The organism is Synechococcus sp. MU1642, assembly GCF_020514115.1.
Taxonomy (GTDB): Bacteria; Cyanobacteriota; Cyanobacteriia; order PCC-6307; family Cyanobiaceae; genus Parasynechococcus.
The window spans coordinates 41,484-66,470 of sequence record NZ_VTKZ01000010.1; the positions used below are offsets into that span (position 1 = coordinate 41,484).

At 54.8% G+C, this 24,987-nt stretch carries 21 protein-coding genes; 10 read left to right on the top strand and 11 right to left on the bottom strand.

The features are described 5' to 3' along the window. Nucleotides 1-91: 91 nt before the first annotated feature. Genes FZZ85_RS09860 through FZZ85_RS09870 form a run of 3 tightly spaced genes read left to right on the top strand, consistent with a single transcriptional unit; the run spans nucleotide 92 to nucleotide 4,113 of the window. A complete protein-coding gene (locus FZZ85_RS09860) occupies nucleotides 92-1,114 on the top strand; it encodes an aspartate-semialdehyde dehydrogenase (protein WP_226414665.1) in 1,023 nt (340 codons plus the stop codon). Beyond that, nucleotides 1,114-2,022, top strand: a complete 909-nt coding sequence (gene dapA, locus FZZ85_RS09865) for a 4-hydroxy-tetrahydrodipicolinate synthase (protein WP_226414668.1) — start codon at nucleotides 1,114-1,116, stop codon at nucleotides 2,020-2,022. The genes FZZ85_RS09860 and dapA overlap by 1 nt, the downstream gene beginning before the upstream one ends. Before the next feature lie 51 nt (nucleotides 2,023-2,073). Then, on the top strand, nucleotides 2,074-4,113 hold the full coding sequence (locus FZZ85_RS09870) for a ribonuclease J (RefSeq protein ID WP_226414671.1): 2,040 nt from the start codon (nucleotides 2,074-2,076) through the stop codon (nucleotides 4,111-4,113). Nucleotides 4,114-4,637: 524 nt separating this feature from the next. On the opposite strand, the gene FZZ85_RS09875 is transcribed toward FZZ85_RS09870, so the two are convergent. The 3 genes from FZZ85_RS09875 to holA all read right to left on the bottom strand — a co-directional run bounded on the left by FZZ85_RS09875 (nucleotide 4,638) and on the right by holA (nucleotide 8,509). After that, on the bottom strand, nucleotides 4,638-6,443 hold the full coding sequence (locus tag FZZ85_RS09875) for an aspartate kinase (protein ID WP_226414673.1): 1,806 nt from the start codon (nucleotides 6,441-6,443) through the stop codon (nucleotides 4,638-4,640). A gap of 126 nt (nucleotides 6,444-6,569) precedes the next feature. Continuing rightward, nucleotides 6,570-7,391, bottom strand: a complete 822-nt coding sequence (locus FZZ85_RS09880; RefSeq protein ID WP_226414676.1) for a hypothetical protein — start codon at nucleotides 7,389-7,391, stop codon at nucleotides 6,570-6,572. A gap of 152 nt (nucleotides 7,392-7,543) precedes the next feature. Further along, complete coding sequence (holA, locus tag FZZ85_RS09885; protein ID WP_226414679.1) at nucleotides 7,544-8,509, bottom strand: DNA polymerase III subunit delta; 966 nt, start codon at nucleotides 8,507-8,509, stop codon at nucleotides 7,544-7,546. A gap of 9 nt (nucleotides 8,510-8,518) precedes the next feature. Here holA and FZZ85_RS09890 point away from each other — a divergent pair, with 9 nt between their 5' ends. Next, complete coding sequence (locus tag FZZ85_RS09890) at nucleotides 8,519-9,166, top strand: precorrin-8X methylmutase (RefSeq protein WP_226414717.1); 648 nt, start codon at nucleotides 8,519-8,521, stop codon at nucleotides 9,164-9,166. On the opposite strand, the gene tilS is transcribed toward FZZ85_RS09890, so the two are convergent. Next, a complete protein-coding gene (gene tilS, locus FZZ85_RS09895) occupies nucleotides 9,114-10,118 on the bottom strand; it encodes a tRNA lysidine(34) synthetase TilS (RefSeq protein ID WP_226414682.1) in 1,005 nt (334 codons plus the stop codon). The genes FZZ85_RS09890 and tilS overlap by 53 nt on opposite strands. A gap of 35 nt (nucleotides 10,119-10,153) precedes the next feature. Between tilS and FZZ85_RS09900 the strand changes: the two genes are divergently transcribed. The 4 genes from FZZ85_RS09900 (at nucleotide 10,154) to FZZ85_RS09915 (ending at nucleotide 13,326) form a co-directional block, all read left to right on the top strand. Then, on the top strand, nucleotides 10,154-10,912 hold the full coding sequence (locus FZZ85_RS09900; RefSeq protein ID WP_226414685.1) for a DUF561 domain-containing protein: 759 nt from the start codon (nucleotides 10,154-10,156) through the stop codon (nucleotides 10,910-10,912). Between the two features lie 114 nt (nucleotides 10,913-11,026). Beyond that, complete coding sequence (psbZ, locus tag FZZ85_RS09905; RefSeq protein ID WP_006850156.1) at nucleotides 11,027-11,215, top strand: photosystem II reaction center protein PsbZ; 189 nt, start codon at nucleotides 11,027-11,029, stop codon at nucleotides 11,213-11,215. A gap of 61 nt (nucleotides 11,216-11,276) precedes the next feature. Continuing rightward, nucleotides 11,277-11,753: a 6,7-dimethyl-8-ribityllumazine synthase gene (ribH, locus tag FZZ85_RS09910; RefSeq protein WP_226414688.1), complete on the top strand. Its 477-nt coding sequence runs from the start codon at nucleotides 11,277-11,279 to the stop codon at nucleotides 11,751-11,753. Between the two features lie 784 nt (nucleotides 11,754-12,537). Further along, nucleotides 12,538-13,326, top strand: coding sequence for a hypothetical protein (locus tag FZZ85_RS09915; protein WP_226414690.1), 789 nt, complete (start codon nucleotides 12,538-12,540; stop codon nucleotides 13,324-13,326). A 12-nt stretch (nucleotides 13,327-13,338) separates the two neighbouring features. On the opposite strand, the gene mutS is transcribed toward FZZ85_RS09915, so the two are convergent. The 3 genes from mutS to FZZ85_RS09930 form a co-directional block, all read right to left on the bottom strand. Continuing rightward, complete coding sequence (mutS, locus tag FZZ85_RS09920) at nucleotides 13,339-16,050, bottom strand: DNA mismatch repair protein MutS (RefSeq protein ID WP_226414693.1); 2,712 nt, start codon at nucleotides 16,048-16,050, stop codon at nucleotides 13,339-13,341. Between the two features lie 53 nt (nucleotides 16,051-16,103). Continuing rightward, nucleotides 16,104-16,559 carry a GNAT family N-acetyltransferase gene (locus FZZ85_RS09925; RefSeq protein WP_011363118.1) on the bottom strand — a complete coding sequence of 152 codons (456 nt, stop codon included), beginning with the start codon at nucleotides 16,557-16,559 and terminating at the stop codon, nucleotides 16,104-16,106. 61 nt (nucleotides 16,560-16,620) lie between these two features. Next, nucleotides 16,621-17,511 carry a glycosyltransferase family 1 protein gene (locus tag FZZ85_RS09930; protein WP_226414695.1) on the bottom strand — a complete coding sequence of 297 codons (891 nt, stop codon included), beginning with the start codon at nucleotides 17,509-17,511 and terminating at the stop codon, nucleotides 16,621-16,623. A 52-nt stretch (nucleotides 17,512-17,563) separates the two neighbouring features. On the opposite strand from FZZ85_RS09930, the gene uvrB reads away from it, so the two are divergent. Continuing rightward, a complete protein-coding gene (gene uvrB / locus FZZ85_RS09935) occupies nucleotides 17,564-19,612 on the top strand; it encodes an excinuclease ABC subunit UvrB (RefSeq protein WP_226414720.1) in 2,049 nt (682 codons plus the stop codon). Between the two features lie 205 nt (nucleotides 19,613-19,817). Here uvrB and FZZ85_RS09940 read toward each other — a convergent pair whose 3' ends face one another. Then, a complete protein-coding gene (locus FZZ85_RS09940; RefSeq protein WP_226414697.1) occupies nucleotides 19,818-20,477 on the bottom strand; it encodes a glycosyltransferase family 25 protein in 660 nt (219 codons plus the stop codon). Nucleotides 20,478-20,552: 75 nt separating this feature from the next. On the opposite strand from FZZ85_RS09940, the gene FZZ85_RS09945 reads away from it, so the two are divergent. Continuing rightward, nucleotides 20,553-21,662, top strand: coding sequence for a glycosyltransferase family 10 domain-containing protein (locus FZZ85_RS09945; RefSeq protein WP_226414699.1), 1,110 nt, complete (start codon nucleotides 20,553-20,555; stop codon nucleotides 21,660-21,662). 333 nt (nucleotides 21,663-21,995) lie between these two features. Here FZZ85_RS09945 and FZZ85_RS09950 read toward each other — a convergent pair whose 3' ends face one another. The 3 genes from FZZ85_RS09950 to FZZ85_RS09960 form a co-directional block, all read right to left on the bottom strand. After that, nucleotides 21,996-23,093, bottom strand: coding sequence for a methyltransferase domain-containing protein (locus FZZ85_RS09950; RefSeq protein ID WP_226414701.1), 1,098 nt, complete (start codon nucleotides 23,091-23,093; stop codon nucleotides 21,996-21,998). Between the two features lie 41 nt (nucleotides 23,094-23,134). Next, complete coding sequence (locus FZZ85_RS09955; RefSeq protein ID WP_226414703.1) at nucleotides 23,135-24,709, bottom strand: phosphotransferase; 1,575 nt, start codon at nucleotides 24,707-24,709, stop codon at nucleotides 23,135-23,137. Further along, a partial coding sequence (locus tag FZZ85_RS09960) for a cupin domain-containing protein (RefSeq protein ID WP_226414705.1) occupies nucleotides 24,706-24,987 on the bottom strand: 282 nt, incomplete at its 5' end. The genes FZZ85_RS09955 and FZZ85_RS09960, both read right to left, overlap by 4 nt.

Sequence of the window (24,987 nt, forward strand, 5' to 3'; positions counted from 1 at the left end):
GAGCCCGTCGCATCGCGACATCACGATCTCTGCACAGTGATGTCGGTTTCGAGAAACGACAAGTTTTCGTTCAGATCGTTCACTTCACCGCTTGTCTTCGACTCTTCCCAACCGTCCTCTCAACGTTGCTGTTCTGGGTGCCAGTGGTGCTGTTGGCCAGGAACTGCTGCTGCTGCTTGAGGAGCGCCATTTCCCCGTTGGTGAGTTGAAGCTGTTGGCGTCGGCCCGTTCGGCCGGTCAGACCCAAGCCTGGAACTGCCGCAACCTCACGGTAGAAGAGGTCTCGGCCAAATCTTTTGAAGGGGTCGATCTGGTGCTGGCGTCGGCCGGTGGTTCTGTTTCTAAGCAATGGCGCGAGGCCATCACCGCTGCAGGTGCGGTGATGGTGGATAACTCCAGTGCCTTCCGGATGGAGGACGGTGTGCCTCTGGTGGTGCCCGAGGTCAATCCCGATGCGGCCTTTGCCAACTCCGGAGTGATCGCGAACCCGAATTGCACCACGATCCTGCTCACCTTGGCTTTGGCTCCCCTGGCAGCGAAGCGGGCAATGCGCCGTGTGGTGGTGAGCACGTACCAATCAGCCAGCGGTGCAGGTGCCCGGGCCATGGAAGAGCTGAAAAATCTTTCGCAGACGGTTCTGGACGGCGGCACTCCCAAGGGAGAGGTGCTGCCTTACTCCCTGGCTTTCAACCTCTTTCTGCACAACTCTCCCCTGCAGACCAACAGCTATTGCGAAGAGGAGATGAAGATGGTGAACGAGACCCGCAAGATCATGGATCTTCCGGATCTGCGCTTCACCGCCACTTGCGTGCGGGTGCCCGTGCTGCGGGCTCATTCCGAAGCGGTGAACATCGAGTTCGAGAGCCCCTTCCCAGTCGATGAAGCGTGCGAGCTGCTTTCGGCTGCCCCCGGTGTTGAGTTGATTGACGACCCGGCTGCGAACCGTTTCCCGATGCCAACGGATGTGACCGGTCGTGACCCGGTGGCGATCGGACGGATCCGTCAGGACATCAGTGACCCCAATGCTCTGGAGCTCTGGCTGTGTGGTGATCAGATCCGTAAGGGAGCGGCGCTTAACGCTGTTCAGATCGCTGAACTGTTGATTCAAAAGTGATGACCCAGGCCGCCACCCTTTCGCCAACGCCCTTCGGCCGTGTCGTCACCGCGATGGTGACTCCCTTTGATGCCACCGGTGCTGTGGATCCCACCGTCGCCGCACAACTTGCTCGGCATCTGGTGGATCAGGGCTCTGATGGACTGCTGGTGTGCGGCACTACCGGCGAATCGCCAACCCTCAGCTGGGACGAGCAGCTGCAACTGCTTCATGCGGTTCGAGAGGCGGTGGGCAGCGATGCCAAGGTGTTGGCGGGTACCGGCAGCAATTCCACAGCTGAAGCGGTGGAGGCCACAAAGAAAGCAGCAGCCGCCGGCGCGGATGGAGCTCTTGTGGTCGTGCCCTATTACAACAAGCCTCCTCAGGGGGGCCTAGAGGCCCATTTTCGGGCCATCGCTGAGGCCGCTCCTGAGCTGCCCCTGATGCTCTACAACATTCCTGGGCGCACCGGCTGCAGCATCGCTCCGGCCACAGTGGCGCGGCTGATGGACTGCCCCAATGTGGTGAGTTTCAAGGCCGCAAGCGGCACCACTGAAGAGGTCACGGCGCTGCGCCTGGCCTGCGGTTCGCAGTTGGCGATCTATAGCGGTGATGATGGTCTCACCTTGCCGATGCTTGCGGTGGGTGCCGTGGGCGTGGTGAGTGTGGGCAGCCATGTGGCAGGCCCTGAGATCCGCGCCATGATCGAGGCCTATCTGAACGGCGATGGTGCTTCAGCACTCGCCTTGCACGACTCGTTGATCCCCCTGTTCAAGGCCCTGTTCGCCACAACCAATCCGATTCCCGTCAAGGCTGCCCTGGAACTCAACGGCTGGTCTGTAGGTGCGCCCCGTCCACCTTTGTGCCCTTTATCTGATGACATGAAACGTTCGCTTTCCAATGCCATGGCCGCCTTCCGTCAGACCTAGCTCGGTCCGGCTTATCGGCTTACGCAACCCGTTCTTTACACATCGTTTTTAATGGCCAACAACGCGCGTTCCAGCAAGGGTCAGGAGCCCTGCCTTCGGGTGATTCCCCTGGGTGGTCTGCACGAGATCGGCAAGAACACCTGCGTGTTCGAGTACGGCGATGACCTGATGCTTGTGGATGCCGGTCTGGCCTTCCCCAGCGACGGTATGCACGGAGTGAATGTGGTGCTGCCCGACACCAGCTTCCTGCGTGAGAACCAGAAGCGGATTCGCGGCATGATCGTCACCCATGGTCATGAAGACCACATTGGTGGTATCGCCCACCACCTCAAGCATTTCAACATTCCGGTGATCTACGGGCCGCGGCTGGCCCTCTCGATGCTCACCGGCAAGATGGATGAGGCCGGGGTCCGCGATCGCACCACCCTGCAGACCGTCGGTCCGCGTGATGTGGTGAAGGTGGGTCAGCACTTCTCCGTGGAGTTCATCCGCAACACCCACTCGATGGCTGACAGCTTCTCGCTGGCCATCTCCACACCGGTGGGAACCATCATTTTTACGGGAGATTTCAAGTTCGACCACACCCCAGTTGATGGCGAAAACTTCGACATGGCCCGCCTCGCCCACCACGGCGATAAGGGCGTCTTGTGTCTGTTCAGTGATTCCACCAACTCCGAGGTTCCTGGCTTCTGCCCACCGGAGAGATCGGTATTCCCCAACTTGGATCGCCACATCGCCAATGCCGAAGGGCGGGTGATCGTCACCACCTTCGCAAGCTCGATTCATCGGGTGTCGATGATTCTGGAGCTGGCCCTGAAGAACGGCCGCAAGGTGGGGTTGCTGGGCCGCTCCATGCTCAACGTGATCGCCAAGGCCCGGGAACTGGGCTACATGCGCGCGCCAGATGAACTGTTTGTGCCGATTAAGCAGATCAACGATGTGCCAGATCGCGAAACGCTGCTGCTGATGACCGGCAGTCAGGGAGAGCCGCTGGCTGCCCTAAGCCGCATCTCCCGCGGTGAGCATCCCCAGGTGAAGGTTAAGACCACCGACACGATCATTTTCTCGGCCAGCCCGATCCCTGGAAACACGATTTCCGTGGTCAACACCATCGACAAGCTGATGATGCTGGGCGCCAAGGTGGTCTACGGCAAGGGTGAAGGCATTCATGTCTCCGGCCATGGCTTCCAGGAAGATCAGAAACTGATGCTGGCCCTCACCCGGCCTAAGTTTTTTGTGCCGGTGCATGGCGAACACCGGATGCTGGTCCAGCACTCCCGCACCGGCCATTCGATGGGTGTTCCAGTGGACAACACCCTGATCATCGATAACGGTGATGTGGTGGAGCTCACCCCGGATTCGCTCCGCAAAGGCAGTGCGGTGAAGGCGGGCATAGAGCTGCTGGATCAATCCCGCAACGGCATCGTCGATGCCCGGGTGCTCAAGGAACGCCAGCAATTGGCGGAAGACGGCGTGGTGACAATCCTGGCCGCCATCAGCACCGATGGCGCCATGGTGGCTCCGCCGCGGGTGAATCTTCGCGGTGTGGTCACCACAGCCGATGCTCGCAAGATGTCGTTGTGGGTGGAGCGTGAAATCAAGTGGGTGCTCGAAAACCGCTGGAAGCAGCTCTGCCGCAATACCGGTGACAAGGCACCGGAGGTGGACTGGATGGGTGTGCAGCGTGAAGTGGAGGTTGGCCTTGGCCGCCGGATGCGTCGTGAACTGCAGGTGGAGCCGCTGATCCTCTGTCTGGTGCAGCCGGCTCCTGGCGGCACACCGGTTTACAAGGGTCGTGCCGATGCCGAGCCCGATGACCGTCCGGCTCCCCGTGGTCGAGGTGGTCGTGGCGGTGGCTCTCCCTATGGCCGTCGTAACGGTGGTGGTGGTGGAACCCCTGCTCCGGTGCGGAACGCTCAGGGCAACGTCCGTTCTGGCTCGGCAACCCCTGCCCCCGTTCGTGCAGCGGCGGCAACGGCAGTGGTGGAGAAAATGGCTCCTCAACCGGTTGCTGAAAAGTCGGCCCCGGCTTCTCAGGAGCCGGAGATGCCTGCAGGCCGTACTCGTCGTCGTCGTTCAGCGGCCAGCTGAGCGGGCGATCGCTCCTTTGATCCTTTTGATCAGCCCCATCGGCTCACTCGAGTCGGTGGGGTTTTTGATTGCAGGTTGAAGTTGTCTGCGGAGCCTGAATCCTCCAGGAGATCCTTGGCTGCAGGCTCCTGGGGTGTGGGCTCGACAGCGTCTAGGGGTGGTTCTTCTTCTCTGAGTACTGGTTCCTTGTTCGCCATCTCCAGGTCTGAATGCGCTTCAGGGCTGAGCGTTTGCTTAGGACTTGGGACCGGAGCCGAAGTTGGAGCGGGAGTAGCCGGGGGTTCATCGACACTGGACAACCACGGCATTGCGGTGACCACATCAGCCAGTGGTGGCTTGGCTTGAGCGGAATCTGTGCTCAGGAAGGGATCCTTCAGCAGATCCGGGATGGCGCCATCGGTTGCGGGCGTCGCGCCTGCTTTGCTGGAGATGTGTTCTGACCGGTAGTGCTCCAGCCCCTGTTCCCCCAGTGCTGCTCGAAATCGGCGTCCACGCGTTGGGGGGCTAGTCCCCGTTGTAGACCGTTAGTCGGGGTCGTGCGGTGAAGCGGTGCCTTGGGCGGTGTGACGCTCTTCACCTCCCAGTCCGAATCCGGCGTGCACCACCTGGAGGGCCTGAACCCCAGCATCTTCCGCCACCACACAGCTGGTTCTGATTTCGCTGGTGGCGATCAGGCCGATGTTGATGCCCGCATCTGCCAGCGCGCGGAACATGCGCCCCGCTGTGCCTGGCGTTGCCGGCATCCCCGCGCCCACAGCACTCACCCGGGCAATGGCCTCACCATCCTCCAGCGCTGCACCGGGCCACTGGGCCAGCAGGGGGGCCAGGGCAACATCGGCGCGGGCGCGGTCGTCTTTGCGCAGGATGAAGGTGATGTCGCGCGATCCGTCGTTGTGCTGACGTTCCGATTGAACGATCGCATCCAGGCTGATGCTGTTGTCTGCAAGGGCTGAACACAGCGCCGCTGCGGTGCCGGGTCGATCGGGCACGTGGCGAACACTCAGTTGCACCTGGTAGCGGTCGAGGGCGACGCCGCGCACTTCAGGTTCCCCGCTGCCGTTGTCGGTGGGATTGATGCGGATTTGCGAGTCCTCCAGGTCGAAGGCCTCCTGCACGGCTTGAACCGCTTTGCTGCCGGTGCCGGAGTCAATCACGCAGCTCACCTTCACCTCACTGGTGGCGATCAGGCGGAGGTTGATGCCTTGTTGACACAGGCAGTTGAACAGGCCGGCGGCAATCCCAGGGCGCCCCATGATTCCGGCCCCGCTGATGCTGAGCTTCGTCAGCCCTGCCTCGGATGCCAGATCGCCGCCCAGTTGATCCAGAACCTTCTGGCTCACAGCGCGGGCCAGCTCGAGATCCGCTTCCGCCACCGTGAAGGTGATGTCGTTGCTGCTGCCCTCGTGGGTGGCCTGAATGATCAGGTCCACATTGATTCCCGCCTCGGAGAGGGTTTCAAACAGTCGTGCGGCAATCCCGGGTTGATCGGGAATGTGGGAGAGGGCGAGCACGGCCTGTCCGTCCACTTCCTCCATCCCATCCACAGGACTACCGAGCTCCAGGCCGCTGCTGCTGATTGGACGGGCTGAACGGCTGGTGATCCGGGTGCCGGGGGCATTGCTCCAACTGGAGCGCACTACAAGGTTTACGCCGTAATTACGAGCGATCTCAACGGCCCTGGGATGCAGCACAGAGGCCCCAAGGCTGGCGAGTTCCAGCATTTCGTCGCAGCTGATCGTCTCCATCAGCTGGGCATCGGGCACCTTGCGGGGATCGGTGCTGAGAACACCTGGGACGTCGGTGTAGATCTCGCAGGAATCGGCACTCAGGGCAGCCGCCAGCGCTACAGCGGAGGTGTCGGAGCCCCCGCGCCCGAGGGTGGTGATTTCGCTAAGGCCATCACTGCTAGTGCTGGTGCCCTGGAAACCGGCGACCACTACTACCTGGCCAGCAGCGAGGCGGTTGTTGATTCGGTCGGTGCGAATCCCGAGGATCCGGGCCCGCCCATGGGTGGATTCCGTGGCGATGCCTACCTGTGGACCAGTCATCGATGTCGCACTGACCCCTTGGGCGTTCAAGGCCATCGCCAGCAAGGCGATCGACACCTGTTCGCCACTGGCCAGCAGCATGTCCATCTCCCGCTGGGTGGGGGCAGAGGTGATGGCGTTGGCCAGACCCGTCAATTCATCGGTGGTGTGGCCCATGGCGGAGACCACCACGACCAAGTCGTGCCCCTCCTCACGGCAACGTCCGATCCGATCGGCCACCGCCTTGATGCGTTCCACGCTGCCGACGGAGGTGCCCCCGAATTTCTGCACCAGGAGGGCCATGGACTTTTATCCAATGCGACATGATCTCATTTTGCCGCTTCACGAGCCTGAACAAGCATGATTTAAGTTGTAAATAAGCCATCTATATTTTCAATCGATAGTCATTATCGCCAATATCTAAATTTTTTAAATCAAGTCGTTGATGATGTTTGAGTATTTTTGAAAGCGCTCGGGCCCAGCTCCTGCAAGATGCAAAAAGTGGCTTTTATTGAAGATTTGACGAATAAAATCATCCTCATAGTTTGTGTTGTTTATTGCATCTAATAATGCATTGGTAATTTTTTTGGTTTTTGGTGAGCTCCACGCGCAGCTCCAGGGAAAAGCAAGTCTGTTGTATTTAGGATCAAGTATTTGGTATTGACTTGCTTGAATTGCAAGGTTGACTGGAATCATTTCGCCCCAAAGTGTGTCAGCGCCACCTTCCTCCCAAAAGGCATAAATATCCTGAAAAAATTTTGAATGTATTTTTGGCGAGAAGCCAACTAATCCAGTATTGAATAAAGGTCGTTTTTGACTGTTGAAACCCCAGCTTTCAAAATAGCCTCTTTTCTCCCAAGAAATATTATTGTTGGACGCTTTGTACGCCTCAAGCCAGCTTTGTTTAATGGCATATGGCTCTTGTGAGTATGGGCTGCCCGTCTCGATCGTGACGCTTATTTTAGTTGTATCTATGTTTTTGGTTGGATCTGGAGCCTTTGGATTGATGAAAATATCTGCGTCGATCCAGTAGCAATAGTCAAAGCCTTGTGACTGGGTGCTTGCCATCGCTAAAAGTTTTTGCCAAGCATGCGATCTATGTTTTGCACGATCCGAGGTATCTAGTTCATTCTTAAAGCGAATTATTGAATAGTTATTTTTTGTCGCCCATTTGCCCCATGAGCTTGAGCAAGAATGTTCCCAAATCTCATTGTAATGCTGAGTTGTAAGTGTTATCAGTGCTTTTTTCATGATTCGAGTAAGACGTTTTTTGGATTAGTGGATAAAGAATTGTTCGGCTTTAGTCGTAGATTGTTGCCGCCGACTATTGAATACGTTGATATTCGACTGTTTTGAAACTTGGCTTCTTGTTCTGCAGTCTTAGCGGCTGGTTGGTCGCTCTTTTATTGAAGTAGCCCGTCGCGGAAAGCATCGCCTGGCTGGACGCCGCGTTTTAGCTGTGCTTCTACTGTAAGTATTCGGTCGAGAAGTGAGAGGAGGCGCTTGGGCGGGCGACCCTGCAGCTGCTTGCGCATCACATATATGCGTTTGGGATTGCTGATCCCAGCGGCCTTGGCGATCACCGCCACATCCCGTTCCCCTTGCTGTTCCAGCAGGCTCACCCAGAGCCAGCCCCGGATCTGACCGGTGAGGGTGGCCACGATGCGCAGGGTTGGTTCCCCCGCTTCGATTAGGGCATCCCAGCGGGCAATCGCTTCGCCGGGGTCGCCCTCCAGCAACGCATCGCCCACGGCCAGGGCGTTGGTAGAGCGTCCTTCCACCAGCTCCTGCACTCGAGCGGCGGAAATCCTGGTGTCCCGCAGGGATAGCTTGCGCAGTTCCGATTCGAGCCTTGCGCTGTCGGTACCGATGGCCTCTACCAGCGCATCGATGGCATTCGGCTCGACCTTTAGGCCCAGAGCCTCCGCCGTGCGTTGCACCAGCTGGCGCTGGCCGTTTCCATCCCAGGCCGCGGGCAGCGGGAAGCTCTGTTCTTGATCGACCCCGTTTTTGATCCGTTTCTGCAGTGCTTTGGTGGTGCGCAGGCGACCATCCGGTTTGGCTGGGTTCACCAGCACCAGGTGGCTGGTGTCGGGGATGAGCTCGAGGGCAGCTTCAAACCGGTCGGCCAGTTCACTGGGGCAGCCATTGCAGAACGGACTGCGCTGCAGCAGCACCAGCCGTTCGCCAATGGCGAAAGGAGGGGTACGCGCCTCCTCGAGGGCCTGCAGGGCCTGACCAGCATCCGCCCCATCCAGGCGGCTGAGGTTGAGGCTGCTCCAGCTGGGGTCGACAACCTGGCCGATCAGAGCATCGATGGCCCGGTTACGCGCAGCGGCGTCATCACCCCAGAGCAGATGGATCGGCATGGGTCGATGATGGCGTGGATGGCCCAGGACCACCCGATCTTCACTGAAAGCATCCGGCGGATCCGTGCGGCGCTGGGGGATACGGGCCTGCCGCCGCTGCAACAGAAGGTGCTGGAACGGCTTGTGCACAGCAGCGGGGATCTCTCCCTGGGAACACAGCTGCGGTTCAGCGAGGGGGTCTGTGAGCAGGGTTTAGAAGCGCTCAAGAAGGGGGCGCCGATCCTGACGGACACTGCGATGGCCGCGGCTGCGGTGGCCCCGATGGCACAGCGCACCCTCGGCAGCGCCGTGTACACGGTGCTGGACTGGGCACCTGAGACGGTGCCGTCGGGTTCAACGCGTACGGCGGCGGGAATGCAGAAGGCCTGGCGCAGGCTTGCTGTGGTGTCACCTGCTCCCGTGGTGTTGATCGGCAGTGCGCCGACCGCCCTCGAGGTGCTGTTGCAGCAGGTGGCCGCTGGAGCCCCGGCACCCAGCCTGGTGATCGGCATGCCGGTGGGTTTTGTGGGGGTGGCGGAAAGCAAGAAGCATCTGGCGGACAGCGGCCTGCCCCAGATCCGTTTGGAAGGCAGCAGGGGTGGGGCCGGCCTGGTGGCTGCGGCGGTCAATGCTTTGCTTCGCGCTGCTGCAGCATCAGCTCCCCCCCTTTCCAGCTGACTTGCCAGCCCCCGGCAAGATCGGCAGCACCGCCGGAAGCACCCTTTTCAAGTCTCCGGCTGAGCTCGTCCAGCTGACTAGCCGATAGGGCAGACACTCCTCGATGCTGCAGCCACTGCGCTAGCAGCAGTCGGCGGCTGGCTGGGCTTAATGCACCCAGGCCGCGGCGGTCAAGGCCAGCTGGGGTTTGCAGAACCCCCAGGACCATCTCGCTGAGTTCCTTCTGACTGTCCCGCACTTGGGACACTCGTTCGGCCAGATCACTAAACCGCCCAGTGCAGCCTGGGTGCAACTCTTCCAGTACCGGTAGCACCTCTTGGCGAATCCGGTTGCGGGCGAACTCAGACGATTGGTTGCTGGGGTCCTTCCAGATGGGCAAGTCCAGCTCCTGGCAGATTTGGAGGGTGTCGTCGCGCTGCAGGTGCAGCAGCGGCCTGCGCAGAAGGGGCCCTTCTGGACTGAGGGGGCGGACGCTGGGCATAGCCGCCAGGCCAGCTAAGTCGCTGCCGCGGGCCAGCTGAAGCAGCATCGTTTCGGCCCTGTCGCTGGCGGTGTGGCCTGTCACTACATCGGCGCCTGCTTCGCGGCCCCTTTGTTCCAGTCGTTGGTAGCGCCATTGCCGGGCTTCGGCTTCGCTGGGCACCTGTCCCGGCGCTGATTGGTCCACTTGTAGGGGAAGCTGCCGCTGCTGGCACCAGGCTTTCAGTTCCGCGGCGATCCGGCTGGAGTCCTCGTGCCAGCCGTGATCGCCGTGCCACAGGTTCAGGCCCCAGCCATGCAAGGGCGCAAGATCCTGCAGCAATGCCAGCAGGGCCATTGAGTCTTGTCCGCCGGACACCGCCAGCAGAAGGGAGCTGCCCTGGGGCAGCAGCTGCGGCTGCATCAGCAGGCGCCGATGCAGGCGGTTATGCCAGGACGTCCAGTCCAAGGAGTAGGGGTGCGTTTCCCCCACGGTGTGAGAATCAGGGCATCGCTGTCCAGTCCCCCATGACCCGTCTTCAGCAGCTGCCCGTTTCTCTGCAGCGCAGCCTTGAGCAGCGCTCTGCGCTCAAGGTGATCGCTGGCTTGATGAATTTCGATGCCGCCAGTGTGGAGCGGATCGCCCGTGCAGCAGGGCGTGGCGGTGCTGATCTGATCGACGTGGCCTGTGACCCTGCTCTGGTGCGTCTGGCGATCGAGGCCTCCGGTGGCGTGACCGTTTGTGTGTCGTCGGTGGAGCCTGATCAGTTTCCCGCTGCGGTTGAAGCCGGTGCGCTGATGGTGGAGATTGGCAACTACGACGCTTTCTATCCCCAGGGCCGGATCTTTGATGCGGCTGAGGTGCTGGAGCTCACCCGCCGGACCCGCAAACTGTTGACCAACGTGGTGTTGAGCGTCACCGTGCCCCACGTGTTGCCTATGGATGAGCAGGAGCAGCTGGCTATCGATCTGGTAACGGCCGGTGCCGATCTAATCCAGACCGAGGGTGGCACCAGTGCCAAGCCTTTCAGTGCTGGTCACCTGGGCCTGATTGAGAAGGCTGCTCCCACTCTGGCGGCGGCCCACAACATCAGCCGCGCCGTCGATGTGCCCGTTCTTTGTGCTTCGGGCCTGTCCGCGGTGACTCTGCCGATGGCCATCGCGGCTGGTGCGGCCGGAGTTGGTGTTGGTTCTGCCGTGAATCGCCTGCAGGACGAGCTGGCGATGGTGGCGGTGGTGCGTGGTTTGCGTGACGCCCTCGGCAGCGCTGTCGCAACCCGTGTCTGAACCTGAATGATCCGCTGAGCGGAGGTCTCTTCCCCTTCATGGTGTGAAGAGTGCTTCGCTCGCTCGCGGGAGCATCATCCCGCGTGTGAAAATCGACCTCTGACTTCCAGCTCCATGCAGTTCATCAACACGCTGACCGTTCTGGCCCTGGTGGTGGCGTCCTTTGCCTTGATCGTTGCAGTGCCGGTGCTGTACGCCTCCAGTGAGGACAGTGGCCGTTCCAACCGTCTGATCCTGCTGGGCAGTGCTGTGTGGGTGGCGCTCGTGCTGCTCAACTGGGGTGTGAGCTTTTTTGTCGTCTGAGCTCAGCTCTCAGCGCGAACCTGGCGGGTGCCACGATGGCTAAGATTCAGTCGGCACCCCAATGGCCACGTTCGAAGGACGTTTCTCTGATGCAGCTGGGCTGCACGTCGGTGTCGTAGTGGCCCGTTTCAATGATCTCGTCACCGCCAAGCTGCTGAGCGGTTGTCTCGATTGCCTTAAGCGCCACGGCGTAGATGTGTCGGAGACCAGCTCACAGCTCGATGTGGCCTGGGTGCCTGGGTCGTTTGAACTGCCGATCGTGGCCCAGCAGATGGCCCGCTCCGGTCAGTACCAGGTGCTGATCACCCTCGGGGCGGTGATCCGCGGGGACACGCCCCATTTCGATGTGGTGGTGGCGGAGGCCAGCAAGGGCATTGCGGCTGTGGCTCGCGACACTGCTGTGCCCGTGATCTTCGGGGTGTTGACCACTGACACGATGCAGCAGGCACTGGAGCGGGCGGGCATCAAGAGCAACCTCGGCTGGAGCTACGGGCTGGAGGCCTTGGAGATGGGAAGTCTGATGAAGGCTTTGCCCTGACTTCGGGATGTCATGGAACGGATGTTTGCTGCCACTGGCGTTCCCGCTGAGCGTGTTGGTGATTTGCACCTGGCGTTTGGCAGTACTCGACCTTGTTCCTTTACCGCAGCCAGCGTTATCGGGTTCCGCTCAAGCCCAAGGCCCTGACTACAGCCAAGCTCCTCCTGGGACCTATCCCAATTGCCAACAGGATCCGGCCTTGGCTGATTTGCTCCTTGTCGAAGGCCGTCGACTGGGAGTCACTCTGAAGGCTGCACAACCAGAGCTACCAGGAAAGGACGCCACCTATCGGGCCGAATCTGGTCGGTTGGGTTCAATCACTATCAAGCAACGACCTATGAGCCCTGCAGTTGCTGTGTGTTGATCAACCATGAATTCATTCATGTGCTGCAGCATCTTCAGGGGGATTTGCGGGGAGTTCCGCTTCTGGGCTGGACGACTGAGCATCCCGATCAGATCCCGCAGGAGTCAGAGGCCTATGGGCATCAGCAGCGGGCGAGGTATGTGCTGTGCTTGCTGAAGCAGACGGAGAGGCCGAGTAGATTTTGGCTGATTTTGTGCCGGACTTGGATGTTGTGATGAGCCTTGAGATTCTTTAGGTTTTTGAGGATTCAGCTTGCTGGGGTTAGCATTTTCGTGCCCTCTCGGACAACAGTTGTTTTGCATCCAATACTGCACTGATAGGTCATTTGAATGGGAAAAGCCTTTTGTTTTGGCAAAAGTTGATCGTTAATACTTGCGTTCGGAATGGGTCAAATTCTCTCAATGCTGGTGTGGATGAGTAATGGTTGATTTTCAGGGTTTCTGGCTCAATCTCGATCGATGTGAGGAGCGTGCGATCTGGGTGCAGAGTCGTTTGGCCGAATTGCATTTGTCGGACCAATATCTACGCATTTCTGGAGTGGAAGGAGACGCTAAGGAGGCTGCTTCCCGAGGTTTGAAACCAGGAGAGTGGGGTGCTTGGCAGGGCTGGATTCGAATGCTCGATCAAGCGAGTCGATCGTCTTCTCCTTTTGTGCATTTGATGGAAGATGATGTCGACATCTCTGATTTGTTTCTCAAGCTTGTTCAGGACGATCTTCTGCTTGGGCTATTGGGTCGGCAGAAAGTTGTGTGTACAGATGCTTACGTCTCTCCGCGTCAATGCTTAGAGTTGCTTAATGCTCTGGCTGAAGCCAAGCGTCATGGCCGTCAATGGTTGGAAATAAGTTGTGGATTGAGGATTCCTTGCCTTAATTCGATTTTGTTGACTCCCGATGTTGCTCGACGGCTCTGTCGAGATCTCCAGGCGGCTGTGATAACTGATGATTCATTGCACGCAGTTGATGTTGAACTTGCTGAAGTGTTAAACGACTGGAGCACGATTGCTCCGTTTGTAACCAGTCCAAAAATTAATCTTGCTTCGGTGGGTGCAACGCGTGCAGAGACAGAGGATGCTTTGTTGTTCAGTCGTGATGCATTAACGCTTTTAAGACGTGCTCTGTTTTGTAAGGCTGATGATCCCGATTTAAAGCTAGGCCTCGCTGACTTGATGATTCAACTCGCAGACGTTGGCGTTCTTCAGCCGTATTGATTTTCCTTCGGCTCATGCCGCTAGTTGATCCAGCACCTCACGGGCCCTTTGCACCACGGGCTTGGGAACGCCGGCCAGGCGTGCTGCTTCGATGCCGTAGCTGCGGCTGGCGCCGCCGGCCAGCACCTGATGGAGGAAGACCAGATCCTCACCGGTTTCCTCCACCAGCACCTGGAAGTTGGCGACGTTTTCGCGTTCCGAGGCAAGGTTGTTGAGCTCGTGATAATGAGTCGCGAACACCGTGCGGCTGCCCAGATCGCCTGCCAGGTGCTCGCTCACGGCCCAGGCGATCGAGAGGCCATCGAAGGTGGCGGTGCCCCGCCCGATCTCATCTAGCAGCACCAGGGAACGGTCGCTGGCGTGGTGAAGGATGTTGGCGGTTTCGGCCATCTCCACCATGAACGTGGACTGGCCGGCGGCTAGATCATCCACGGCACCTACCCGGGTGAAGATCCGATCGGCGATGCCGACAGTGGCGGATCGGGCCGGCACCCAGCTGCCGATCTGAGCCATCAACTGGATCAGGCCGATCTGGCGCAGATAGCAGCTCTTGCCACTGGCGTTGGGGCCTGTGAGAACCACCAGATCGGTGCCTTCACCGAGCTGCACATCATTGGGGGTGAAGCTGGTTTCCACCAGCCGTTGCTCCACTACCGGATGGCGGCTGGCCTCCAGCTGCAACGCGCGGCCGTCGGTGATGGTCGGTGCGCAGTAGCCACCGCTGGCGGCCACATCGGCCAGGCCGGTGAGGGCATCGAGTGCCGCAACGGCGCGGGCCGCCTTGCGGATCGGGGCGGCCATGCCCCCAACCTGCTCGCGCACCTGACAGAACAGCTCGTATTCCCGCTGGCAAGCCCGGGCCCGCATCTGGAAGATGCGGCCCTCCCGCTCCTTGAGATCAGGGGTGATGAAGCGTTCCTCGTTGGCCAGGGTCTGGCGCCGGATCCAGTGGTCCGGCACGGCGGTGGCCTTGGCTTTGCTCACCGCCAGAAAATAGCCGAAGGTGCGGTGGTGCTGCAGCTTCAAGGTGCTGATGCCACTGCGTTGGCGTTCCTGCTGCTCCTGGTGGCTGAGCCAGGCGTCCTGATCGTCCAGCTGGTTGCGCAGTCCATCCAGCAGCGGGTCGACGCCGTCGTGGATGAGATCTCCCTCTGAGAGGGAAAGCGGTGGTGTCTCGACCAGCTTGTGGCGAATCGTCCGGGCAAGCTCCGCCAGGGCTGGATCGGGGCTGAGGAGCAGCTGCAACCACTCCGGCCCTGCGTTGATAGCAGCTTCCAGTCGAGTGGTGAGCTGGGGCAGCCTTTCCAGGCTATCGGCGATGGCCACCAGATCGCGGGCACCGGCATGGCCCGCTCCGGCTCTGCCGGCCAGCCGCTCTAGGTCGCCCATCGGTCGTAGAAGCTGGCGGATCGCCAGCCGCAGGCTGCGTGCGCCCACAAGGCTGCTCACTAGATCCTGGCGCTGCTGAATGGCCTGGCGGTCCATCAACGGTGCTTCCAGCCAGCGTCGCAGGCAACGGCCGCCCATGGCGGTGAGGGTGCGATCGATCGCCCAGAGCAATGACCCTTGCAATCGGTTGTCGCGCTGGGTGGCGGTGAGCTCGAGGTTGCGGCGGGTCTGGGCATCCAGCACCAGGGCATCGCCGCGGTGCACGATCGCCGGCACTTCCAGGGGAATGCGGCTGTCCTCCTCCAGGGGTTGGGTCTCCTGCATGTAGCGCAGCAGGCCGCCGAGGGCCTGCAGGGCCAGGGGATGTTCCGGCAGGCCCAGGCCATCGAGGCTGCTGAGGCCGTAGTGCTGCTGCAGGGTGCGCTCCGCTTCCGCTGGGCTGAAGGGGGTGCTGGCCATGGGGGTGAGCCGTAGCCGTTCAGGGCACCAGGCCGGTCGCTCAGCATCGAGGGTGGCGGCCCAGAGCAGTTCGGAGGCCTCCTGCTGGTCCAGCTGCTGGTGCAGGGCGCTGCTCTCTTCGCGCTGCATCACCTGCACCTCGCCGGTGCTCACGTCGGCGCTGGCCAGGCCCCAGCGAAGGGGCTGCTTGCCCTGGGCCGGCTCCACCACCACCGCCGCCAGCCAGTTGTTGCGGCGGGCGCTGAGCATGCCCTCCTCCAGCACCGTGCCGGGGGTCAGAACCCGGGTGATGTCCCGCTTGAGCAGGGCTCCCTTGGTAGGGGTGGTTTCGAGTTGATCGCAGAGGGCCACGCTGTAGCCCTGCTTGATTAGTTCGGCGCAATAGCGCTCAGCGGAGTGGTGGGGGATGCCTGCCATCGGCACCCGGCCGATGGCCTTGCCGCCTTCCTTGCCGGTGAGGGCGAGTTCCAAGACGCGGGAGAGTTCGATGGCGTCTTCGAAGAAGCACTCGAAGAAGTCGCCCAGGCGGTAGAGCAGTACCCGCTCGGGATGGGTGGCCTTGAGCTCCACGTAATGGCGCAGCATCGGTGTGAGCTGCAGCGGATCCAATTGGCTGTGGTGGGCCCAGGCCGGTTCGTCGCTGTTGGGTTCGGAATCGGTTGCACCTGACGATTCGCAGCTGGTTTTGTGTGACGTGGCCTGCCGCATTCGGGGCCGGGCAGCGGCATCGGCTCCAAGTTCGTCGTCGCTGAGATCGTGGCTGGCCGCCTCGGGTTCGCTGGCGGTTGCCGCTGATGGTGGGGCTGCCGGTTCAGGGGCGCCGAACAGATTGCCCTGCAGTGCGTCGTTCTGGGGCTGGGACGCGGACCGCGGCATCGGCTGCACTCTCGGATCCGGATCGTACCGAGTTTCTGGGGTTGCTCCCTGGCTCAGCGACGCAGCACCATCAGCTGCTGGGGGTTCGCATCCTGGAAGCCCAGTTGCCGGTAGAAGCCGGCACTCTTGGTGGTCATCAGATACACCCGTTCCACGCCCACCACCGGCGGGGTGTGAAGCAGTTCTTCGATCACCCGACGGCCCAAGCCATGACCCTGCAGATCGCCGGCCACAACGATGTCCCACAGCACCGCCCGGCTGAAACCGTCGGAGGTGGCCCGGCCGAAGCCCACCAGCCGCTTGCCGCGCCAGAGGCTCACCACGGCGTCGCTACCGGCGAGTAGGCGCCGCAGCTGGGAAAAGCTTCGACCGCGTGCCCAGAAGGCATGGCGATCGAACAGCCGTTGCAGTTTGAGCAGCGCCCGGCTGGGGCGGAGGTCCGGTCCGAGGCCAAGCCAGCGCAGGCCGGGGGCACCAGGGGCATGGTGAACCAGCCGGATCGGGGTCACGGGTCGGTGTGCCTCAGCACTTCATCTTGCTCCCCGGTTGCAGCAACGCCAAGTCCTCTGATCAAGGAGCCAGGGCAGCTTTCAGAAGTGCTTTGAGATCCCAATAGGGCGGAGGTTCGACAGGAATGCTTTTGAGTTTGTTGGGCTTCGCGAACAGCCTCTGCACCAAGCTTTCCAGTTCCTCGATGGAGTTGGTCCAAAACAAATCGGAACGATTGATCAGTGGGCAGTTGTTTCCCAGCAGGCTTCGATCACCAAAGATCACCTGGGGTACTCCAGCGGCCATCACTTCATACAAGCGGTGGTTGAGGTCTTGGTTCAAGGGCACATTGAGGACCAAGGCGTATTGGGAGTAGAGCCGAGCTGCTTCATCAGCGTTTGCCGTGGTGGCGTGACGGAACGGCACCTGTTGTCGCTTGATGAGGGCTTCTACCAGCTCACGGCGGCGGGGGTGATGGGGGCCAAGGCTGCCAACGTGCAGCAGTTCTAGCCTTGGTCTCAGGCTTGGTGTTGCGGCTGGGTAGCGAAAGAAGGTTGGGGCCAAGCAGCGCACCGGCATGGGTAAGCGCTTTTGCACGTTTTCCAGCAGCGCCGGATTGAAGGTAAGCAGCACCGCATCGTGAGGTTCATCGACGCTGTATTGCTTCAGGGTTCCGATTGGATCGGGGCCGTGATGGAGATCCCCGCAGGCGAGCAGACGTGGTCCGGGCCACTGGCGGATGCCGTGCATCGGGATAGTGCGGAGCAGAAACGGATCGGTGTACTGAATCAGTACTCCCCTTGAGGGCAAACCCCGGCGCTTCAGAGCGTTTTGCAGCCCAGTCACCGACATTTCCATCAGCCGCAAACTCTCAGGCCCATCGGCGATCTGGGGCCCCACCTGGATCAGCCCCGGTTGTTGCCAGAGCGGCTGGTAGGCCCCGTGATGGATCAGCAGGGTGGGCGTTCGCATGGCATTGCTCGTCCCAGCGATAATTGCGCTTCGTCGTTTGGCCTCGCAACCCATGCCCGCCTACGACCTCACGGCGCCTTACACCCCCAAAGGCGACCAGCCGACGGCGATCAAGCAGCTGGTGCAAGGTGTGAACGATGGGCAGCGTTATCAGACTCTGCTTGGGGCGACGGGTACCGGCAAGACGTTCACGATGGCCAACGTCATCGCCCAGACCGGCCGCCCGGCGCTGGTACTGGCTCACAACAAAACCCTGGCGGCGCAGCTCTGCAATGAACTTCGGGAGTTCTTCCCAGAGAACGCCGTCGAATACTTCATCTCTTATTACGACTACTACCAACCGGAGGCTTACGTCCCGGTGAGCGACACCTACATCGCCAAGACGGCTTCGATCAACGAAGAGATCGACATGCTGCGCCACTCGGCGACGCGATCGCTGTTTGAACGTCGCGACGTGATAGTAGTCGCCTCGATCAGCTGCATCTACGGCCTGGGCATTCCCAGTGAATACCTCAAGGCAGCCGTGAAGTTCGAGGTAGGGGAGACCCTCAACATCCGCGGTCAGTTGCGGGAGTTGGTGAACAACCAGTACAGCCGCAACGATACCGAGATCGCCCGTGGCCGTTTTCGCATGAAGGGGGATGTGCTGGAGATCGGCCCAGCCTATGAAGATCGGCTTGTGCGGATCGAGCTGTTCGGCGATGAGGTGGAGGCGATTCGCTATGTCGACCCCACCACCGGCGAGATCCTCCAGAGCATGGATGCGGTCAATATTTATCCGGCCAAGCATTTCGTCACTCCGAAGGATCGTCTGGATTCCGCCATCAGCGCGATCCGCTCGGAACTGCGGGAGCGGCTGGATGTGCTCAATAGCGAAGGCAAGTTGCTGGAAGCCCAGCGGTTGGAGCAGCGCACTAAGTACGACCTGGAAATGCTGGGGCAGGTGGGCTATTGCAATGGGGTTGAGAATTACGCCCGCCACTTGGCCGGCCGCGAGGAAGGCACTCCTCCGGAGTGCCTGATCGATTACTTCCCTGACGACTGGCTGCTGATCGTGGATGAGAGCCACGTCACCTGCTCGCAGCTGCAGGCGATGTACAACGGCGACCAGGCCCGCAAGAAGGTGCTGATTGAGCATGGCTTCCGCCTGCCAAGTGCTGCCGACAATCGCCCGCTGAAGGGTGCAGAGTTTTGGGAGAAAGCCCGCCAGACGGTGTTTGTTTCAGCGACCCCTGGCAACTGGGAGATTGAGGTGAGTGGTGGCGAAGTGGCTGAGCAGGTAATCCGTCCGACGGGAGTGCTCGATCCAGTTGTTGAGGTGCGGCCCACTTCAGGCCAGGTGGACGATTTACTTGGAGAGATCCGTGATCGGGCTTTGAAGAACCAGCGGGTGTTGGTTACGACGTTGACTAAGCGGATGGCTGAAGACCTTACCGATTACTTGGCTGAAAACAAGGTGAGGGTCCGCTATCTGCACTCTGAGATTCACTCGATTGAACGTATTGAAATAATTCAGGACCTTCGCTTAGGCGAATATGACGTGCTGGTGGGGGTGAACCTTTTGCGAGAGGGACTGGATTTGCCTGAAGTAAGCCTCGTGGCCATTTTGGATGCCGATAAAGAGGGCTTCTTACGCGCGGAACGTTCGTTGATTCAGACTATTGGTCGGGCCGCTCGTCATGTGCAAGGTATGGCGCTTCTTTATGCCGACAACATGACTGAATCGATGGTTAAGGCTATCTCCGAGACCGAACGCCGTCGGGCGATTCAGCAGGCTCACAATGAGAGGCACGGCGTTGTACCTACCGCAGCTGGGAAGAAAGCTAACAATTCAATACTTAGCTTCTTAGAGCTTTCCCGAAAGCTAAAGCAAGACGGTCCAGATGCAGATTTAGTTGAAGTTGTCGGAAAAGCTGCCCAGGCTCTTGAAGATGATGCTGATGTTGGTTTAGCCCTGGAGGCGCTTCCGGAGCTAATCAATCAGCTTGAGACTAAGATGAAGGACGCTGCTAAAAAGCTTGATTTTGAAGAAGCCGCAAGCCTTCGAGATCGTGTAAAAACACTTAGACAGAAGTTGCTGCATAATAGTCAAAAAATTTGAGTCAATGTTGATTTAGCCTGGTTGGTAAACATGGTAGCGGTTGCGCCATCATTATCATCTTGCGTGTCAAGGCACGAGAAAATATGTTGGGACAGATTTATACATGTTTATTATATGCTGAAACGAATGATCAATAATATCCAAATATAGTACTAAATGGCTAATATATCTAAGCAATCAGAAATAGTTTACAAATTCTAAAAAGTTAGTTTTGATATACTGAAGAAGGATTATTGCCTATTTTGCTTCCATGCGAGAATGGAGAATTAATAATACTAAGCCCCGGCAGGCCGAGCACTTTTAATGCAACTTGGAATTGCATATCAATCGGTAGTGAATATTCTTTCATTGAATTATATAATTGATAGGCCGTCTCGGGAAATATCGCATAGGCCATTAAGGTCCTAGTAATAGCGATTGAACGCATAGAGAACTTCAAATTTCCAGAATTAAAAGCTCGCTTTTCGTTGCAATTTACAGGTATAAATTCGTCCGTAAGATCGAAGAAAATATGTTGTTTTTTCCAATCATTAATAAAATTAATTAACTCAAAGAAAAGATTTTCATTTGCAACAATTGCATCATCTTCCAAGACTATACATGGAGATTGACTATTGGATATCATTTTTAGTGCATAAAGATGTCTTCTTGCAATTGAATGCTCGCTTTTGGTTAATTGCCTGGCGGGAAAAGCTGAGGAGGGACTAATATTTTCAATGTAATTAAGATTATGATTATTCGCTGATTGATCGATTGATGCATATATATTTTGCAAGAAAAAATCCCAACCTAATAAAATATCACTATCCCAATTGTCAGGATAATATCGACTATGGACACATCCGCCAAGCTTGGCATCACTCATGCATATAATCTGAACACTTGATATGAGGCCTGATGAGATTGACGAGTTTATGTATGAAACTTGATTCACCAAACGATGGTTAACAAGCTGTGGACACGTTACGATAATGAGATTCATGATCAGAATATGTTTGGTAGGCAATGGTTTGGACCTGGAAGCCAACTCGCACTTGATGACCAAGCCCTGCTATTTGAAAAAATACTTCGAAAGAGGGAATTCAGCAAGGCTATAGAAGTTGCAAATTTACGTATACAGAACAATGAGGCGATAGGCTATAAGGGCTACTGGCTGCGCCAACGTTCAAGAGCGATAAGGCTACAAGGAAGATCTATAAATAGATCTGTCATAACACTGGCATTTGATGGATTTTGGAATGGATTTAATTCTCACAATAACGAGATACTTAATTTATTAAAACATTGCGCATATTTAATAGGATCACGAATAGAAATAGATTCAGAAGATCCAGACATTTTAATTTTTTCATGCTTCGGTGATGTTTCATTCAATAAATACAAGAACTCAACACGTATTTTATATCTGGGCGAAAATGTGCGACCCGACTATAGTCAATCCGATTATAGCTTAAGTTTCGATATCTCCGAATATTGTGGGCGAAATATATATCTTCCTCTTTGGCTTCTAAGGTCATCTAAATACGCAATAAATACACAAGATTATAAGATGTATAATTCTACCGAGCTGGAAACACCAAGATTGGTAAATAATGCCGGAAATACTGTGGCTTATATAGGGAATAACTCTACACCAAATAGAATCGAGGCAATAAATGAACTTGCAAAAAATGGTATTATTGTGGATTGCTTTGGTTCACAGACACGTCCGGTCACAGATAAGATTGAGACTTTACAAAACTATCAATATTCATTGTGCTTTGAAAATACGTATACTCCTGGTTATGTAACTGAAAAATTAATTGACTCTTTTATTGGTGGGACGAGACCAATTTATTGGGGAGGTGCTCCACATAGTATTTTCAACCTGAGTGAGCATTTTGTATGCGATCCATATCAAGATATGAAAACTAATATTAAAGACTTTCTTGTTTGGAAGCAGTACAATTCAGGTAAGTACCTGCCTCAATTATTAAAAACAGGAGCTTTTGAGAAAACAGAATCTTATCTCACACTAAAGCTAAGTAAAATCATGATGGATCTCTTTTGAGGCACTAGTATATTGCCGATAGAATCCTTAATAGATGTCTTAGTCATTTTTGTGAGATATTTGATATTAATGTACCTCACTAGCTTTGACTAATATTAATAACGTTGACAGGATTGCTTGTTGTAAGGCCTAATATTGATAACCAATGATATTTAATTTTTTAAAGTGAATAAATAGGGGGTATGCATGATGAGTAATCAACATAGTAAATGATTAGTCCTTGCAATCGGACAAAACTTTTACTGGTTTTCCATTTTCATAAGTTATTCACAAAATAAACAAAAGAATGAAATTTTAGTCAGCAGTTAGTTTCTTATCAGCAGTTAATGAGAGTCAATCAAGAAAGACTGTATTTTGATTGATATTCCCAAGGATATCATTTTTGATTTCTTCATTGTACGCTCCAGCTTTTAAAATCACCAGTGGGTCTTCCTTATTAGACAATATCTTAGGGGAAGCAACCTGTAGACCTGTACCGTATAGACGTTTACCCTGTTTAGCGACATCATTATCTAATACACATTTGATCCGATTTGTATCGAGACCACTTGCTATCAGATATTGAGAAAATATATGAGCACCAAATAAATAGAGTTCTTTCCTGCTGTCAAATTTTGCAATTTTTGCATTAAGTCTGTCTATGAGATTCTTATGATAATCTATATACTCTAAATACAGTTTTATGTTCGCTTCATATAGATTTGAAGGTAAATTTGTCTGCAATAGTGTGTCATCACGTTCACATGCGTAAAAAATACTATGATCCTTTAAAAAGTATTCACGCTTGAGAATTTTAAATTTATTTTGAGAGAGGAGAAATTCAATGTATGGCTCAGTCAGAAAAATAGTATGCTCAAAATTGATGCAATTGGTATATTTATTGGCTAGCATTTCTTTCATGTTTGGGACTGAAAATAGTAAATACTTTCCGTTGTCGAGGGAATTGGAAATATGCTCAATAAACATTTTGGGCTCATAGATATGTTCAAAAACATGAGAATGCACTATTGCGTCCACTTTTTCCTCTAAAGTAAATTTCTCATTAAAGAATCCCTTGATAAAGTTTGCTTTTACACCATCGACTGGAATTGGATCGGGTTCTATGATTGTCCAGCTAGTATCTTTGTTACTATTTTGATATAACATACTCAATATACCGTGAGCACCTCCAATCTCTAAGATGGTTTTTGGATTATACTTACTTATAAAAGATGCAAAAGCTTTGTGGTGTTTCATCCAAACATCACCTACTGCACCTGAGTGATTATTACCAGCGTATAAAATATCTAGAGGGATTAGTTTTTTTAGTTGGAGCAACCCATTATGTGGGGAAATATGCCACTCTAAATCCCTAAATATATCCTTTTCTCGTGGATGTTCAACACAGCCCATATATATGGGAAAATTTTTAATGCCGCCAAGATCTTCCATGGCGGTTCCGAAGATGACATCAGTAGATCTTTCTTCACTCCTCATAATTTTTCAACTTCTTGGTGAAGCATTTGTTTCCCTAGAGCATAGAGCAATAGTGAATATGGGTAGTGGTGCAAAGCAGCAATATTAAGATAGATTAAGGCAGTAAGAAGCCTCACCTTTGAAAAATCAAAATTATTTTTGTGGCACCAAATAGATAAGTACTTCTCACATTCGACGTGTATGTAGTGTCTGTGTAGGTTAAACTTTATCTCTTCACTAGTCCATTTAATAGTGAATGCATTTGCGGCAATTAAGTCATGTGAAACGATTAAGCCATGCAATAACTTAGCAAGATCATAGTAGATATCACCAATTTCTAAGTCTCCAGCGAAGTCTTGCCGCCAATCAAGAAAAGTAAAAGAACTACTTTTTGGATTCCATATAATATTCTCGAAATGAAAGTCTCCGTGATATCGACCAGGTAACCCTTTCGATATGTTCTTCCAGTCTATTCTTTTAAAGAGACTTGAAAGTGGTGGCATTGGCTCCCCATTGATATTCTCGCAACCATCACTTTTACTGAAATTCTGATAAAACGTTTCAACACGATTGATAGTCTTAGACTCGTAAAATTTCTGACAATTATTCTCAAATATTGAAATTTTTGACTGAGATGTTGGGGCTATTTCCCAAAATTCTTTACAATGCTCGAGAAATTGTTTGAATAAAGGAAGTGTGATTACCTTCGACAGAACCTCCCCCTGCACCTTTTTGTAACTATACATATGTTCGCTATGTTTTGTTATTTCAGGTACAAATCTAGATAGTGTTGAAGATCTAATGACACGATTGGCAATAAACTTTCTGTCATCTGAATACTTTATGACGTTATTATCTATAAACCATATTGCTTCATTTTCTTTTTCTAGAATATTTGGTGCATCAGGCTGACTGTAGACAAGTCTTGTACGCTCCAAACCTACTTGTGAACCTGTGTCATACCAGGTAAAGAGTCTGGCTTTTAAATTATGTTTATCTAAAAGACAACGTAAGCCATAAGCTTCACCTTGCTCGATTGCAATATTGTTTCCTTGGTGCATCGCTGACCAGAATTCAATGTAATGTCGTATCCCTGCCATGCCAATATAAGGATATAGATTTTGCGAATTACATTCTCCCTTTTCTAGAATAGCTTCAACATTTCCATCTTTTACGCTTACAGTGCGATAAGATTTAATGTCATCTACTTGAGAATATCCAATCCAATCAAAACTTGGAGAAGGGATTTGCTCTTTGACTAAAGTGTCACAAGAAATGAAAATAAAAGGCTGCTGTAAATATTGCTCACAACAAATTAAACTATAGCCAAGCCCTGATCCCTTCCCTATATAGGGATCGACCTCGGCAAATATAAATGTTCGACTTGGGTATGCCAACTCAATGAATTCACGAACTAAATTTCCTTTGTAACCTAGTGCTATAACAAACTCACAATCTTCTGGAAATTGTTCAATCAAATGACAGAGCACTGGTCGATGTGCAATGCTTACCAATGATTTATTTATGTATTTAGTTAAATTACCTAGGCGTGAACCAATCCCAGCAGTTGGAATGACTATTCGGTAGCTCATAAAGTTTCAGCGCGGTTGTAATCGTCTGACAGACGTACGACATCATCCATTTCCGGTGTACTCGCCTCGAGATAAATACTATCCTCAACTCCTTCCATACGGTGCACTAAACCAGGCTCTAATGTGATTGATTCATTTGGACCATAGACTTTTTCTGATAAATTTTCTTTTGAAGGTCCAACAAAAATCCGAAGTCGGCCACTAAGAACGTAAATAGTTTCCTTTTTGTGGTTGTGAAACTGAAGACTGCATCGATGATTTTTGTACATTGTAAGTTT